Consider the following 15,039-nt stretch of genomic DNA (forward strand, 5'->3'; position numbering starts at 1 on the left):
TAAAAAAGCACCTAGTAGTAAGAATATTTTCCATCCTCGCATCATAATTAAGTCCGTTTTAGATTAAAATTTATCTGCTTTATAAACTAGTTTTAAACTCATAAACATCCATCATCATGCGATTAATAATACCAGCCCAGATGTATGTTTTATGATACCCTCCCCAAGCTTCATCCGGACTATAGAATTCCCACAGATTATGATCTTTTTTCAGTACCTCAATCATTCCTTCACATATCTTATCAACTAAGGCAATAGCCTCTTTTTTATAACCATAATTCAACAGCCCCCGCATTATAAGATAATTCCATTCTACCCATACAGGTCCATTCCAGTATCCCTTAGGATTATAATAAGCATCTTGTGCTGACAGAGAGGGGACGCCATATTTTCTCCAGAATGCTGTAGTATCGGTTAGCTTAGCCACGAGTCTTTGTGCTTGTTGAGGAGTAGCTATTCCTGCCCATAAAGGAAGAAATCCGATAATCTCATCGCGTTTCAGATCGTTGCTGACTTTAAATGTAAAACTATGATCAACCTTATTCACATTGTAGTAAAAACCATTGACTTCATCCCAAAACACTTCATTAATCAGCTTGCTCCTCCGGGTATAATCTTCCGCCATGTTAAAGCCTCATCTTTTAAGGACAGTTCTTCGGCCATTTTCTCAAGGGCTTTAGCTTCGTTTACAAGCATGCAGTTTAAATCCAAGCTTTCAAAATTGGTGGGATAGCCTACCTGATCCCATACTGCTACCAATGCGTCCCTTACGGATTCTAGTATTGCTTCGCCTCCCCATTCACAAAGACCATCCTTATCAGAGTCTCTATTGGCCACAACAAATTGGTAAAACTTCTTTGAAGACTCATACATTTCTTTAAGAAAGGCTTTATCCTTAGTAATCAAATACACCTCCCAGTTCAGCCAAGCATACCATGGAGCGGAGGAAGTAAGTTGCCCATTATGTTCTATGATTTCATCCAGATAGGAACCTGTTCGATAATTGATATATCCGTTAGGATATTGCCTTTCTTTATATACACGCTGCGAATTCATAGCGCTAACAGGGTCGATATATGCATAGGCGAGCATTGTAATACTTTCATGAAAAACCTGTCCCCCATGTCCCCAACCCCAGGTAGGCTCTCTCGAAAACACATAGTAGTTATACGAAGATTTACCTTCAGGCGGATAAAATACCTGACGCATCATGTTATTGCAACTCCAGTATAATGCTTCCTTATCACTGCTTTCAAACGGCAATACGGGAGTTTTACTAAACAGGCGCTCATTAGCTTTTAGAAATAAATTATGATCTAATGCCCATACATTGTTCGACAATTCCAATAAATGATTTATAGGCTTACTAATTTCAGCAACACTTCTTTGTATATGTATTCTTTGCTCCTCAGCTGGTGCTAGCGTTATTCTTTTCTCAAATCCCACAATACGGGCAAATAACGACGAAGCGTGTTTTTGTAAAGAGGGTTGTGATAAATATTCATCAAATCGGGATTGTGGCAAATTATACACCTCATCAGAATGTATGCTTCTATTTCCTTGTTGATCTTTTGCAATAATAATGTAGCTTACTATTTGTCCTGTTGGGTGGCTCTTATCCACATAAAAGTTGCGCGAAATATCAGAAGCAATTTTTTCAAAATAAAGTTTTGGATAAACCCTTTTATATACATCAAACTTATTGGAACCATTTTCTTTCCAAAATATTTTTAATCCACTTTTAGTTCTTTCAAGTTTTACATTTATTGGCTTTTGCGGTCCCTCACAACTGCCTAGTTCAATATCATTTCGCTGCGAAGCAATTTGTGTTTTACTAATAACACCCTTATAACAAGAGCCCGATTGGGCATCCGCAGCCATAATGGTATATTGATCTACAATACCACACAAACCTGCATCTAATCTAAAATAGCCATCGTTAGTAAGAGCAGCTTGGTTACTCCCCAGTACAGGAACATTTTCGGTAATCAATACCCGATCATTATCAGAAGGAAACAGTTGTAATCTTAAATGCTCATCTGCTTTATCGAAACGAACTTTGCCGGGCAAGAATGCTCTTCCATGGAAGAGTAATTGCGATTTTTGTTTTTTCAAATCGGGAAACGGATATTGAAAAGCCTCTCCGCTTTCACTATAAAAAATAAAATAATCATCAGGCTCCTCTAGCATAGAAAAGTAATTCCGGATGCTATCTACATAAGGAAGATTATGAGAGCGTGTCCAAGAATCAGGGAGCTCCTCATGCAAAAAACTAAATCCTGTTTGAATTCTTGATATTTCACGAAAAGGAATGCCTTTTTTTCTCATAAAAGGCAATACACTTAATTGTACAGGCTTTTCTCCTTCGTTTTTAACTTTTACGCTAAGTATTGCACTAACAGAACTGTACACTAAAAATGAAACATAAACCTTAATATCTTTAAAAGGATACATTTCATATACTACCATATCTGGGTAGCTAGCTTTAATAAGTATCGGACGGTGCATGTCCTTTATTTTATAAACCCATTTCCCATCCATCAAAAAGCCAATACCAATATCCCCACCTGTATCAGTTATAAAATCAGCACCTGCATTAGGAATGTAATATTGAAAATGATAACCTTCGTCCAGAATAAAGTTAGAGCGCTCCATTGCTGCGGCATATGTAGTATAAAGCGGAAAATTACTGTCAGCACTAAGGTTTGAAAGGTACGGCCTTTGAGCATACGCATAAAATCCAATCAACCCATAAAACAATAGTAGTAGTATTTGTCTCTTTGTGCCTTTCATTATAATCAATCCAAGTATAATGTAAATCATTTTGCGCACAGAGCAAGGCGCCTTATATCTCGCATAAAATTAACCAACAACGCTTATCCAGAGCGGTTTTTGCATAGTGTTTTCTACTACTGCCACCGGGAACGTTTCCGGAAACGTTCCCGACTTTATATCATTTTGTAGATTCTCTTACAACAAGACTGGTTCTAAGTTTATAAGTTTTATGTTGAGATAATCCAGTAAGTATTTCATCGATTAGCAAACCCATAGCTAGCTTTCCTACTTCATAAGCTGGTTGCATAACAGACGTAATAGTGGGCTGCGTGATATTGCAGACAGGGTCATCATTAAATCCTACCACTTGTACATCATGCGGAACTCTTATTCCTTTTTTACTAAAATACTTCAAGGCCACAGCGGCACATAGATCGTTCACCATAAATATCCCATCCGGCTTTTGTGGTTGTTCCATTATTTTACGAATGGCCTTGAGTGCATTATGTTCAAATGACTTTGTTACTGCAATCATTTTTTTATCAGCCCTCATTCCGTGCGCTTCCAGCGCATCTTTATAGCCTTTCAATCGATTGGCACAAACTGTTAAATTTTGAGGTCCTGCAATATGCGCTATCCTTTTGCATCCTTTTTTTATAAGCAGCTCTACAGCCTTATAGGCGCCTTCATATTCATCCACAATAACTTTTGTGCAATCATATTGATGTAATATCCTATCAAACATTACAACAGGAATATTCATATTAGCAAGTGAATCATCATTTTTTGTTTCACTAGAAACAGATATTAATAACCCATCAACATTACAAGCTACAAGCCGTCGCACGCCCTCTTTCTCCTGTTGAAAACACTCATTGCTTTGATAAAAAATAATATGGAAACCCGCTTCATTGGCAACATCGGTCATCCCGCTTAGAGCCTGTGAAAAATAATGCGATTGGATAGTTGGTACAAGTACGCCAATAAGTTTAGACTGCCTGTTTACCAGACCTTGTGCAATAGCATTAGGCTCATAATTCAGTTCCTTTGCAAGGCTTACTACCAATTGCTTAGTTTTAGCACTCACATCTGGAGCATCATGCAATGCCCTATATACTGTAGAAACTGAAACATTAAGTTGTCTGGCCAGGTCTTTTATTGTTACCCTTTCCGGCTTCATTATAGGCAGTATAAAAATCTAAGAAAAATTATCAAAGGCGCACATTTCGAAATACAACCAAAAGATAAGCAATTCTAAGAATTTTCAAATATATAAAGCATACTGCCCATATAATTATATACCTATAATCAAAGAAAACTTGCAATATTAGGTGCTGCAATATTATTTTTTCAAAGAGGATTCGTATCTCATAGCAGCATTATAATCTACAACATAGCGCCACCAATTATTTAAATGGCCATCTTTTTTGTTGATTCCCTTGAAATGAGGAATATGTCGATACCACCAACACATATATCCCAGATGGCTACATTGCCACTCTTTACAATCCACCTGACGCGGTGCCGCAGAATAAATGTCGGGATAGTTCTTCCACCCATCTGCATGCGTTGGTACGATTAAGGAATTTTTCCAATCATAATCGGCCTGCGCATTGGGTGGAAAATGTATATTTCCAATGTGTGCTTTTCCAGCATCCACCTTATCGTATGTTGTAAAAAGCTCCCAATTATTTTTATCAACAGCCTTATTATCCCATCTTCCATACACTTTGCGCATGATTGACTCAAAGCGATGTCCGTAACTTTCAAGAGCCAAAGACATTTCCCTTTCATAGTTAAGCCCCATGATAGTAAGTAGATCTTTACAAGACGTATTCTCTACAGGGGTAGAATTAAGCCAAAATGCATTCTGTCCCGCAAAAGTAGACTCCCATGCTCCTGCATAAGGGAAGGTCCAAACCCATACTTCATGAATTTCACCTTTATCACGCATTTCACAAAATCCATAATAATCTAGAAATGCATTATAGTCAAATCGTGTACCATGTTCTTTAAAAGTTGTCCAACCAGGCTCATTCAATAGCTCCACCACACGCTCCAAGCTCAACATCTCATCAGAACCCTTAAGACGCGTAAAAAACTTATCGTCGTCATATATTTTCACTATCTTATAATTGATGGTGCCATGACTCACAGAGAATAAAGTATCTCTATACTGCTGTGTAAGAGCATAAGGATCATGCCACGAAAAAGTATAACCTGGAGTCTTAAATATTTCATGCAATCTTTTATTCCCCATAGAAGGTATTCGAGGATCCTGTATTACCACCGCTACCTTTATCTCCTGCTGCTCATCAACAGGTGGAGAAGAATTAGCTGTTCTTGAACCTGTATTTTGGGTAGAACAAGCTATCAAAAAAAATACAAAATAGAAAAGGGAATAATATCGATGCAGCATGCTACAATTATTAATTAACTTAATTAAAAGTACCATCTAAATAAGTACAAGGGAAAGTGACTGAAATTTTATACGTTCCGCTCCTCAGGAACTTCACCTGAGATCTCAATTGGGCATACCATCTGATAGCCCCCCACTCAGGTTCAGGCCATGGATTTAAAGATGCATATTTCATCTCTTCATATACTTCTCTTCGCAAAGTAGCCGTATCTAGTATGGAATAATCGTAGGTGCCACTTTTTTCAAATGTTGTCATAAATCCCGAGCTAACAGGCCATGGAGTCATTGGAAACTCAACCATGGCACCTTCCTCGGTATTCACCCTGTTCAATCCTAGTCTAAAATAACTATCCGTAGTAGTACTATATATGTCATAATCTCTAGGATCGAAGATGCGGCCTTCAGCATCTTTAAACTGAAGTATTAAACGCACCCCAACATAAGGTGTATCAGCCACTCTGGTTAGTTGAAATAATTCCTTACCATTATTATCGTAAATATTTTGAATACGCTCCGGTGCTGTGGCCGCCTGAATATCATCGTATAGCGTAAAGGTGGTTTCCCCATTAGTATTTACTAGTAATATAGCAGTAGTTGCCATATTAATATCAAAATCTCTTCCACTTTGTGTTAGACGAATTTTTGCATAGTCCTTAATAATGCGCTCACCTTTTGAATTTTTTACTCTTACATCAATATGAAACACATCACCTGGATTTTGTAATGTACTTGTTGTCTCCAAAAAATAGAGAGAACCATTTGTTTTATTAATAATTATCGGTGGTGCTTTTTGCTCAGAAATCTTGGCCAAAACCTGCTCCAATGTAGTATCCGTCAAATAATTATAGGGTTGAAGCCATGACCGATAAGGTAGTTCCTCAAAAAATTGTTCTGATCTATTACCATTAGCATCCCTAATATTTTCAATATAGAACTCAACAGGCTGAGAAGAACCATCCAGCCAGGCCACATCAGTGTTGGTTCTAATTCCTATAGGCACATCAATAGTATCAGCTCCTTTCAGCCGAATCTCATCACTTATAAATCCTTTCTCCACTGGATCTTTCTTACATGCGTATATAACTAGAAACATCATGATATATACAAGTAGTTTCTTCATCTGTTACAGTTTTATATTTTACAATAAATCATCCGCCCTGGTGCCTAAGAAAAACAGGGTGTGATAATAGTAATGCTCATTAAAATTGTAGTTCCCCACATATAGTATATGAACAACACCTGTGGTGGTCTCTACATCTGACAAGTACATTTGATACACTTGATCACATTCGGGATTATCATACCCTAAGGCAGCTCTTTGCTCCCCAGTAGTTTCCCAATTTGCGCCGCGTTTAAAATGCACAAATACCTTTTTGGGAATGGTCTGCATAAAATTGGGGTATTGATATCCGGCACCCGATACGTTTGACCCATCCCATGCAGCCGCAGGCTCAGCCGTGGACTCTCTTAAAGCTAACAGAACACTATCGGTACCATTAAGTGTTGCAAGTTTGATACCTTCACTATTTAACTCATTGCTAGTATATTTACCTCGAACCACATACATTTTCAATTGCTGCAGATCCTCTACTGGAATGTCTTCTACCGTCCACAATGTGGCTCTAGGATCTAATCTTAATCGTCTATTATTAATTCTTCTTAAATATCTGTTTACCGAATATTGGTTGGGAGATATAAGTGTAACGTCTCCATTAATTTCATTAATTAGATTGGCGCGCTCAAACAAACGAGCTACACTTTGAGTAATTTCCTGAGACTTAAGAAATTCATAGGTAGTCATGTTTACCTTATTGGTTTCATTGCGGGTACCACCAATAATGTAGTCTTTTTTGCAGGCCATCATTAAAACGGCTAACAACCCAATGAATAATATCTTTTTCATTTTTACATTTTTTTGTTAATAGAACCTCCGCATGCAAAAAGTCTTGACACTATAATTACCAGCTTGTTTTTCCATTCCAGTAAGGAGTTTGCTGAATCATTTTATTCCGCAATAAAATATTACTACCTACCGGCCAATAATAACCTTGCTGATTATAGCGAGCGGCGTCTATATGCGGCATATTTTCAATAAATCCGTTACGTATGTAATCAAAGAACAGTTTACCTTCTCCCTGTAGTTCACTTGTGCGCTCTTGAAGGATAGCTTTTAATACATCACTACCAGAATAGTTAGACAAGCCTGCTCTTTGTCTTATTTCATTGATAATAGGAATGGCTTTACTAGACTGGTTAGTATAATAATATGCTTCTGCAAGTAGTAGTTTTACATCAGTAAATCTGAAAACAGGAATATTAGCATCTGCAAAATACCCCAGATATTCGTTCCACTGGCGCGAGGGATCTGGAGTGAATGAAGCAAACTTTGTTAACCATGTTACTAGCTCTCGATCTACCGCCGTTTGACTCACGTCAGAAAAAGGATCGTTATAAGGCGACTCCCAGGCTGCGAAAAACCAATCAGCTCTTTTATCCTGGGGATACTCGGGATACATCATCGGTTTCTTAATGGCCGGAACCCAATTGATACTACTGGCTCTGTCTTTTTTTACATCCCCATCGAAAGGCGGAATTTTACATGTCAAATACTGTATTCCTCCCGCGTCTACACGATAACTCTCTCCCAACGCTGCAGAAACACTTAACTCAAAAACCGATTCAGAAGACTTCCCTTTAAAAAGATTTTGTACCGCCTCTCTTGATCCATAAGAAGCTAATACATACCCCCCGTTAGTAACAACATTTTCAAGATCTGTAACAGCTTGCGTATAGTATTCATTAGGAGACGCTCCATCTCTTTTCTTTAAAAAAGCCATCCACATATTGGCATATCCTGAAAGTGCTAGAGCGCTTCCTTTATTTGCAATCACACCCCAATCATCCGACCCCGGTCTTCCAAAAGAAAGCAAAGAAATGGCCTTAGCAACATCCTCGAGCACAGTATTCATAATTTCGACATCAGGTACGCGTGCTCTATTAATTAATAAATTATCAGCATCTATCACTTGCTCAGAGCTTTCAATAGGATCTAAAATAAGAGGAGCATGCCCCCATATGGTAGCGATATTATAATAAGTGAGCGCTCTTAAGAAATAAACTTCTCCCAAAAGTCTATTTTTATTTCCGCTAGAAAATAATCCGTCATCCATCTTCTCGATACGCGAAAGCGTTAGATTAGCCATTGCAATCACCTTATAATAGTTACCCCAATTAGCCATACCATCTAAGTTTCCCCAAGCTCTCTGATTTGCAGGTATATTAACCGTCTGGTATAATGCATCAGGAGATCCACCATTCCATCCTCTCCTATAATATCCTGTAGTTACATCTCCTCGCTCATACATTTCCGCCGTAACCATAATACCCCTATATAATGCATATACGCCTAATACTGCTTTTTCAGCATCATTCTCATTTGACCAGAAAACGTCATTATAAACCAGATCTATCTGTTCGGGATTGAGAAAGTTTTTGCCGCAAGAAAACAGTACAAAACTGAAAGTGATTGCAATAAGGAGCTTTTTCATTCGTGTAAGATTTATATAATGAAGGCCCGAATAAAGTTTTCTATATATGAATTCAACCTTTTTCATAAGTAAAAAAATTAGAAGTTGATGTTTATCCCCAAAGAGATATTCTTGGTGATAGGATATCCTTGCCCTACATAATACCCAGTCTTTGAAACCTGTCGGGGATCCGGAACATTTGATTTCTTCCACATATACACATCGCGCATGGTACAATAAACCTGAGCATTTCTCATATACAACTTAGACGCTATTCTCGCAGGCAAGGAATAAGCAATGGTAATATTGTCAATATTCCAATAATCACCTTTCTCTATAAACATAGAAGACCTTCTAAATGAGCGTGCACTACCGCCATCGCTGTAATTAATAAAACGCATGGGATAATAAGCATCATCGCCCGGATATTCCCAGAAACGAATTTTATTACCGAAATCATAAAGTGCATTCTGAAAAAATGCAATATTATCATCATACTGAGCTAACATCTCCTGCAAAGAAGTGTTGAAAATGTAATGGCCAAACGCAAATGAGCTCTGAACTCTGAAAGAAAATTGTTTCCATCTAATATTGGTTGAAACCCCTCCCATTACTTTGGGCTCTGGAGATTTGCCCGGAATAATTTTTTTATCATACCCATAATCCGCTCCATCTATCTGGTAATCTCCATTTACATCAGTAAATAATGGCATACCGGGGAATATTTTGCCAGATCGTCCAATAGCCAACCCAGCGTCTGCCCACAAATACGTCATGGGAGTCCCTGTCATAGGATTCACAGGCAAGTCGTCCTCATTTTGAAGAGGCCCTAAATATTCATAAGTATAATACTGGAAACTGGGTTCCCCTACTACAAAAGCATAATCACCATTAATATAATCACGACCGCCGTTACCCAATTTAGCAATAACAGTTTTGTTTCTTGCCAGATTCACAGTCCAATCCCACTGAAAAGAATGGTTCTTGGAAACAAATACCCCATAATACTCAACTCATATCCGTTACTAATCATATCAACGAGATTGGAGCGAATAGAATTAAATCCCATAAAAGGAGAAAGTGCTGAAGTAAAAATGAGCCCTTTTTCGTATCGCGAATAGAGGTTAGTATTTATATAAAGACGTTCCTTAAAAAATTCTAGGTCCAGACCATAGTTTACTTCCTCCGAAGTGCTCCAAGAAAGAGAAGTATTCGCTATTTTATTGAAATCGGAAATCAGAACTGTTTTACCATTATAAGTCTTAACGTCTAGTTTATTACTATATATATTTCCTATTCCAGAACCTATATTATTAATTGCAATAAAAGAGTTATACTGTAATAGCGGATCCGGATCTATCTGTCCAGCTCTACCGTATGAGAAGCGTAACTTACCAAATGTTAGTACATCGCTCTTCATCCAAGGTTCTCTAGTAAAAATCCAGTATGTAGATAAGGATGGGAAAGTGGCCCACTTATTATCAGCACCGAATCTAGAATGTCCATCTCTTCTGATAACACCCTCTATTTTGTAGCGATCTTTATATCCATAGGACAGGTTGGCAAAATAAGATAGCATGTTTGACTTTACTACGTCCGAGCCGCCGTTGATAGATTCCTTTTTATATCCTTTAATCACTTTTATATAATCACTCGGACCATCTTCTGCATCTACCCAATCGGTAGACTGACGATCTTTTTTCATCTCTGTACCCAATAAACCCGCTATTTCATGATCATTCACCTCTTTAAAATAACTGAGAACTGAACTTCCCGTAAAAGAGAAATTTTCACTATTCCAACTCTGTGCATAAGATAAGCTATTGTAAGCGGCCGTGGTGGGAACGAAGTATTGCTTTCTTCCTAAATCAATAAACAACGACCCCTGATTATCCCAAGTAAAGTTTTTCAAGAATTTTATCCTCAATGCATCGCTAAACCGCAATTGATAAGTCCCATTTTTCTGATACACATCACTCAATCTACCCGATAATAAATCCAGTTCCTGTTGGGTTCTGTAATAAAGAGAAGAAGGCAATTGTGTTGGGCTTGTTGGGAAAGTGCGCATTCTATCTGTGCTACCTCCTCTTCGATCAAGCAGTGCGAAGTTCATAACAAAGTCGTTATGCACATATTTACCAATATCACTTACTACGCTAGAATTCACCGAAAACCATTTAAAGCCAATTCCACTCAAAATTCCCTTTTCATCATAGTATCCTAGCCCAATACGATAAGCCCCTAGTTCGTTACCGCCATCAATAGCAATATCGTGTCTTTGATTAAACCCATTTTGATAAAAAAGAGCTTGATAATCGTAGGCACCATTAAAAGCTGGATTATTTTTATCGGTAAGTACGGGTGGCTGCATATACCCATAAACCTCAAGCCCGTTACGAACATCGATCCAAGCCTGATCGCCAAACAATGTTCTCATACTAATTTCATATAGTCTTAGCTTTTCTTCTCGTTCTGCCTCACCTATAAATACTTTTAACTTCTCGGGCTTCAGATTTACACCATAGGCTCCATTATAAGCGATCCTTGTCTTTCCTTTACGTCCTCTTTTCGTTTTAATAATAATTACACCATTTGCACCTCTGGCTCCATATATCGCAGTAGCTGCTGCATCCTTTAGTACATCAATAGATTCAAAGTCATTAGGATTTAATGTTGCAAAAAAATCGTTCTGTGTTGCATCGAAGCCAGCTAAATCACTAAGCGACATAGGAACACCATCTACTATATATAGCGGATTGCTCAAGCCGCTTGCATCATCTGCAGCAGAGAGACTACTGTTACCTCGTATAACCAATCCGCCTGTAGCACCTCCCGGAACGCCTGCTCTTACAATTGTCTGCATACCTGCCACTTTACCTGCCAACACATCTAGGACCGTGGATGTAGGAATATTCTGCAGATCTTGCATATTAACAGAAGCCACCGCTCCCGCCACATTCTTTCTTAAAACATTCTTATATCCCATTACCACCACTTCACTAAGACCGGTACCTAACTCATCTGCACTTAATTTAATAACACGATTGTGTACTTCGGATACGGGTAGTATTTGCGATAAATACCCAACAAATGATATCATTAATGAGTCGGAAGCTACAGCATTAATCGTAAAGCTCCCATCATCTGAAGTCATTGTAGTTGTTCCTGATTTAATCGCCGCTACAGTAACACCGTGTAATGGTTTTCCGGCCTGATCAGTAATCGTTCCTTTAATAATCTCATTCTGCCCAAACATTACCTGAGGTAATACACTGAGAAAAATCAACAATACTGATCGTAAAATTGAGAGAATAACAAGCGAACATCTCATAGCATGAGGTTTATGTCAGGCAATAATTTTATTACATCTAAAATTATGACAAGCCATGATATAAACGCTCGATCTGACATAATTGATGATCGGGAACGTTTCCGGAAACGTTCCCGAATGCTAATAATTGCATCTTAGACATGCTACCACATAGAGAGTAAGTACAAAACTACTCCCTACGCATCCAATGGCGGATTTCGTTACAACAACTATCTATTTTTATTGCAAAACAAAAGCAACTCTGTAATGAGCATCGAAATGAAGCATCAATCAAAAGCAGAGGCAGCATGAAATCTGCGAAGATTAATCATATTATTAGACAGTTCAAAACGGTTCCAGTGCCGATGAAGCACCATAGCTGCTCCTATGGCAGAAGCCTGTGATACAGATGCCGCATACACTTCAATATGAGGATAGGCATCGGCCAACAATTGCATATAAACTTCATTCTTTGCGAAACCTCCATCCACAAACAGTTTTTTTATTGTATTATTTATCACCAAATCAGTGGAGGCCTTCTGCGCCAATACGATTTGTTTGATGAAATTCATATAAGCTTCTTCGTAACTCGCATACGCTGACACATCAAAAGAGGTAAGGTCTTTCAACGGAGGTTCTTTTCTGATTAAGTTTTTATCAAAAGCAATCTTCTCAAAATAATTCAGTTCAGTACCGAAATAATCCGACAATTTTTTAACCACAATTTCATGAGCATAGCCAGCCATCAAGCGGGAGGATTTCACCGTAGCTCCCTCATAGGTCATATAACACAGGCAATCGTTCTCCAGCTCACTCTGGGTAAGGGGTGTATTATTAAAAGCATTCATGCTAATACACCAGGTACCGGTAGAAATCAGCAAGAATGGCTCATTTACATGTTTAATGTAAGGTATAAATGCCGAAGAGCTGTCATGTAGTCCTACTCCGCATTTTAACGGCTTATTATTGTAAACTATATCTATTACATCTGTTCCGGGAAAAAGAGGTGGCATCTTTTTATCAATTCCTTCCTTAAACACCCAGTCATGATAATTACCTGTAGTAAAATCCCACAATGCCGTATGACACCCGATACTGGTGATATCAGCGTAGTGCTTTCCCGATATCAGAAAACTCATATACTGCGGCAGATGTAAGGATGCGGCAATTCTTGAAAAAATTTCAGGGCGATGATATTTCAATGCATACAATTGCAATCCGGAGTTCAGGTTGCCCAATGCAGGAGAGGCAGTTGTCAGTGATATAGCTTCCTTTGTGCCGTGTATATCATAAAACTGCTTTTCAATTTCAATAGGATAAGGTTTCAGATAATTGTATAAAGGTGTAACTATATTATTTTCTCTATCAAGATGCACAAAGCTAGCCCCATATGCAGAAAAATTGATAGCCTTGATGTCGTAGGTGCTATCTTGGAGATATTCGCTCAGTGTATTTCTCACCCATTTCGAAAGTACCTGTAAGTTTTCACATGGAAAACCATCTTCATCTTCTATTTCCGTAAATGTTTTAGAAGACTCCTCCACGATCTTATAATCCTCATTAAAAAGAAAAAACTTTTTATTGGTTTTTCCAATATCAAATATAGCAATTACCGACACCAAGACTATCTATATTTAAACAATGATTAATCACACAGCTAATATGACTAGGCCATCCTTATAGGCCAGTAGCCACCGTCTTCTCCCCGCGTTTTCCTATAAGTTGTTGCCTTACCTTAGCATCTCTAAATAATTGTAGGGGCTGCAAAGCACCACCGGCCCTCAAGCGGGCTTCTGCTACCAGTGGCCGCAAATCGGTTCGAAATGCATGTTGCAAAATCTCTTGAGCAGCTGCCACATCATTACTCATCTGCGCTTCATTAAGCGCTTTAGTATCCACCAGCAGCGCTTGTGCATAAGCCAGTTTAATAGCTTCTACACTTTGCAATAAATCCTCAAGTGGGTCTTTTACATTATGACTGGCATCAATCATCCATCCCAAATCCGTTGCATGATTCATACCACGAGCATCCATTCCCTCTACCAACTCATTAAATATTAAGAAGAGCTGATACGGTTTAATACTTCCCACCGTCAAATCATCATCACCGTATTTACTATCATTAAAATGGAAACCACCCAGCTTACCTTCGCTAAGCAACAACGCAACAATCTGTTCAATATTTGCATTAGGCAGATGGTGCCCTAGGTCTACCAATGTATAAGCCTTATCACCTAATTTACTTGCATATAAAAATGATTGCCCCCAATCACCTACTGTAGTGGAATAAAAATTAGGTTCATAAGCTTTATACTCTACAAACATCTTCCAGTCGTCGGGTAACGCTTTATATACCTCTTGCAAGCATTCCAGCGTATTATTAAACGCCCGTCTAAAGTTCAACTGTCCGGGGAAGCAGGAACCATCGGCCAGCCACACTGTTAGCGATTTAGAGCCTAATTCAATACCATAATTTATAACTTCAATATTATGCTCAATTGCTTGACGACGCACAGCCTTGTCTACATGCTGCATAGAGCCAAATTTATAACTCAAGGCCTGCCCTTCCTGATCCTGAAAGGTATTGGAGTTCATAGCATCAAAGCGAAGTCCCAAATCCGCTGCTAAGTTTTTAATAGCCTGCGGATCTCGGGGAATATCCCAAGGGATATGCAATGATATCGCACCACTGCTGCGATTCAACCGATGTAGCAATCCTATATCCTCCAGTTTTTCTTCAAGGCAAGAAGGTTCGCCACCTCCACTAAAACGCCCGAAACGAGTACCTCCACTTCCTAATGCCCACGATGGAATTGCAATCTGAAAATCGATTAGCTTGTTAATAATATCTTCAACCCCTTCAATTTCCGAAGTTAAAAACTCCAACCGCTTCCTATGCGCAGCAAGCCCTTTCTCGTTATGTGCATCTATCTGCGACTGACTTATAATCATATAACCAAGCTTTTTTACAATTTAGTAAATCTTTTTAAACCGATATATGCCCAAAG

General features: G+C 38.5%; 11 protein-coding genes. All 11 read right to left on the minus strand.

Going from position 1 to position 15,039, the window contains the following annotated elements; translation table 11 throughout:
- Positions 1–79: 79 nt before the first annotated feature.
- Complete coding sequence (locus tag PIECOFPK_RS14140; protein WP_409966196.1) at positions 80–625, minus strand: MGH1-like glycoside hydrolase domain-containing protein; 546 nt, start codon at positions 623–625, stop codon at positions 80–82.
- Positions 592–2,793: a hypothetical protein gene (locus tag PIECOFPK_RS14145; RefSeq protein WP_409966197.1), complete on the minus strand. Its 2,202-nt coding sequence runs from the start codon at positions 2,791–2,793 to the stop codon at positions 592–594. Before PIECOFPK_RS14145 ends, PIECOFPK_RS14140 begins: the two co-directional genes overlap by 34 nt.
- A gap of 160 nt (positions 2,794–2,953) precedes the next feature.
- Positions 2,954–3,955 (minus strand): LacI family DNA-binding transcriptional regulator, encoded by a 1,002-nt coding sequence (locus PIECOFPK_RS14150; protein ID WP_330973617.1) that lies wholly within the window; start codon positions 3,953–3,955, stop codon positions 2,954–2,956.
- 162 nt (positions 3,956–4,117) lie between these two features.
- Positions 4,118–5,194, minus strand: a complete 1,077-nt coding sequence (locus PIECOFPK_RS14155; protein WP_409966198.1) for a hypothetical protein — start codon at positions 5,192–5,194, stop codon at positions 4,118–4,120.
- Between the two features lie 19 nt (positions 5,195–5,213).
- Entirely contained in the window at positions 5,214–6,314 is a 1,101-nt protein-coding gene (locus tag PIECOFPK_RS14160) for a DUF5007 domain-containing protein (protein WP_409966199.1), read from the minus strand.
- Positions 6,315–6,332: 18 nt separating this feature from the next.
- The gene (locus PIECOFPK_RS14165) at positions 6,333–7,097 is read right to left on the minus strand and encodes a hypothetical protein (protein WP_409966200.1); all 765 of its coding nucleotides are present in this window, start codon (positions 7,095–7,097) and stop codon (positions 6,333–6,335) included.
- A 55-nt stretch (positions 7,098–7,152) separates the two neighbouring features.
- A complete protein-coding gene (locus PIECOFPK_RS14170; RefSeq protein WP_330973613.1) occupies positions 7,153–8,742 on the minus strand; it encodes a RagB/SusD family nutrient uptake outer membrane protein in 1,590 nt (529 codons plus the stop codon).
- Positions 8,743–8,819: 77 nt separating this feature from the next.
- A complete protein-coding gene (locus tag PIECOFPK_RS14175) occupies positions 8,820–9,677 on the minus strand; it encodes a hypothetical protein (protein ID WP_409966201.1) in 858 nt (285 codons plus the stop codon).
- Positions 9,674–12,052 carry a SusC/RagA family TonB-linked outer membrane protein gene (locus PIECOFPK_RS14180; RefSeq protein WP_409966202.1) on the minus strand — a complete coding sequence of 793 codons (2,379 nt, stop codon included), beginning with the start codon at positions 12,050–12,052 and terminating at the stop codon, positions 9,674–9,676. The genes PIECOFPK_RS14175 and PIECOFPK_RS14180 overlap by 4 nt, the downstream gene beginning before the upstream one ends.
- A gap of 266 nt (positions 12,053–12,318) precedes the next feature.
- The gene (locus PIECOFPK_RS14185; protein ID WP_409966203.1) at positions 12,319–13,650 is read right to left on the minus strand and encodes an FGGY-family carbohydrate kinase; all 1,332 of its coding nucleotides are present in this window, start codon (positions 13,648–13,650) and stop codon (positions 12,319–12,321) included.
- A gap of 58 nt (positions 13,651–13,708) precedes the next feature.
- Positions 13,709–14,983 (minus strand): sugar isomerase, encoded by a 1,275-nt coding sequence (locus PIECOFPK_RS14190; protein ID WP_330973610.1) that lies wholly within the window; start codon positions 14,981–14,983, stop codon positions 13,709–13,711.
- Positions 14,984–15,039: the final 56 nt, after the last annotated feature.

Source organism: Chitinophagaceae bacterium C216, assembly GCA_028485475.2.
GTDB classification, from domain to species: domain Bacteria; phylum Bacteroidota; class Bacteroidia; order Chitinophagales; family Chitinophagaceae; genus Niabella; species Niabella composti.

Bases quoted from the DNA above. Each gene is read 5' to 3' on its own strand.
- PIECOFPK_RS14140 (WP_409966196.1), bottom strand. From the start codon at position 625: ATGGCGGAAGATTATACCCGGAGGAGCAAGCTGATTAATGAAGTGTTT.
- PIECOFPK_RS14190 (WP_330973610.1), bottom strand. From the start codon at position 14,983: ATGATTATAAGTCAGTCGCAGATAGATGCACATAACGAGAAAGGGCTT.
- PIECOFPK_RS14180 (WP_409966202.1), bottom strand. From the start codon at position 12,052: ATGAGATGTTCGCTTGTTATTCTCTCAATTTTACGATCAGTATTGTTG.
- PIECOFPK_RS14150 (WP_330973617.1), bottom strand. From the start codon at position 3,955: ATGAAGCCGGAAAGGGTAACAATAAAAGACCTGGCCAGACAACTTAAT.
- PIECOFPK_RS14160 (WP_409966199.1), bottom strand. From the start codon at position 6,314: ATGAAGAAACTACTTGTATATATCATGATGTTTCTAGTTATATACGCA.
- PIECOFPK_RS14145 (WP_409966197.1), bottom strand. From the start codon at position 2,793: ATGAAAGGCACAAAGAGACAAATACTACTACTATTGTTTTATGGGTTG.
- PIECOFPK_RS14165 (WP_409966200.1), bottom strand. From the start codon at position 7,097: ATGAAAAAGATATTATTCATTGGGTTGTTAGCCGTTTTAATGATGGCC.
- PIECOFPK_RS14155 (WP_409966198.1), bottom strand. From the start codon at position 5,194: ATGCTGCATCGATATTATTCCCTTTTCTATTTTGTATTTTTTTTGATA.
- PIECOFPK_RS14170 (WP_330973613.1), bottom strand. From the start codon at position 8,742: ATGAAAAAGCTCCTTATTGCAATCACTTTCAGTTTTGTACTGTTTTCT.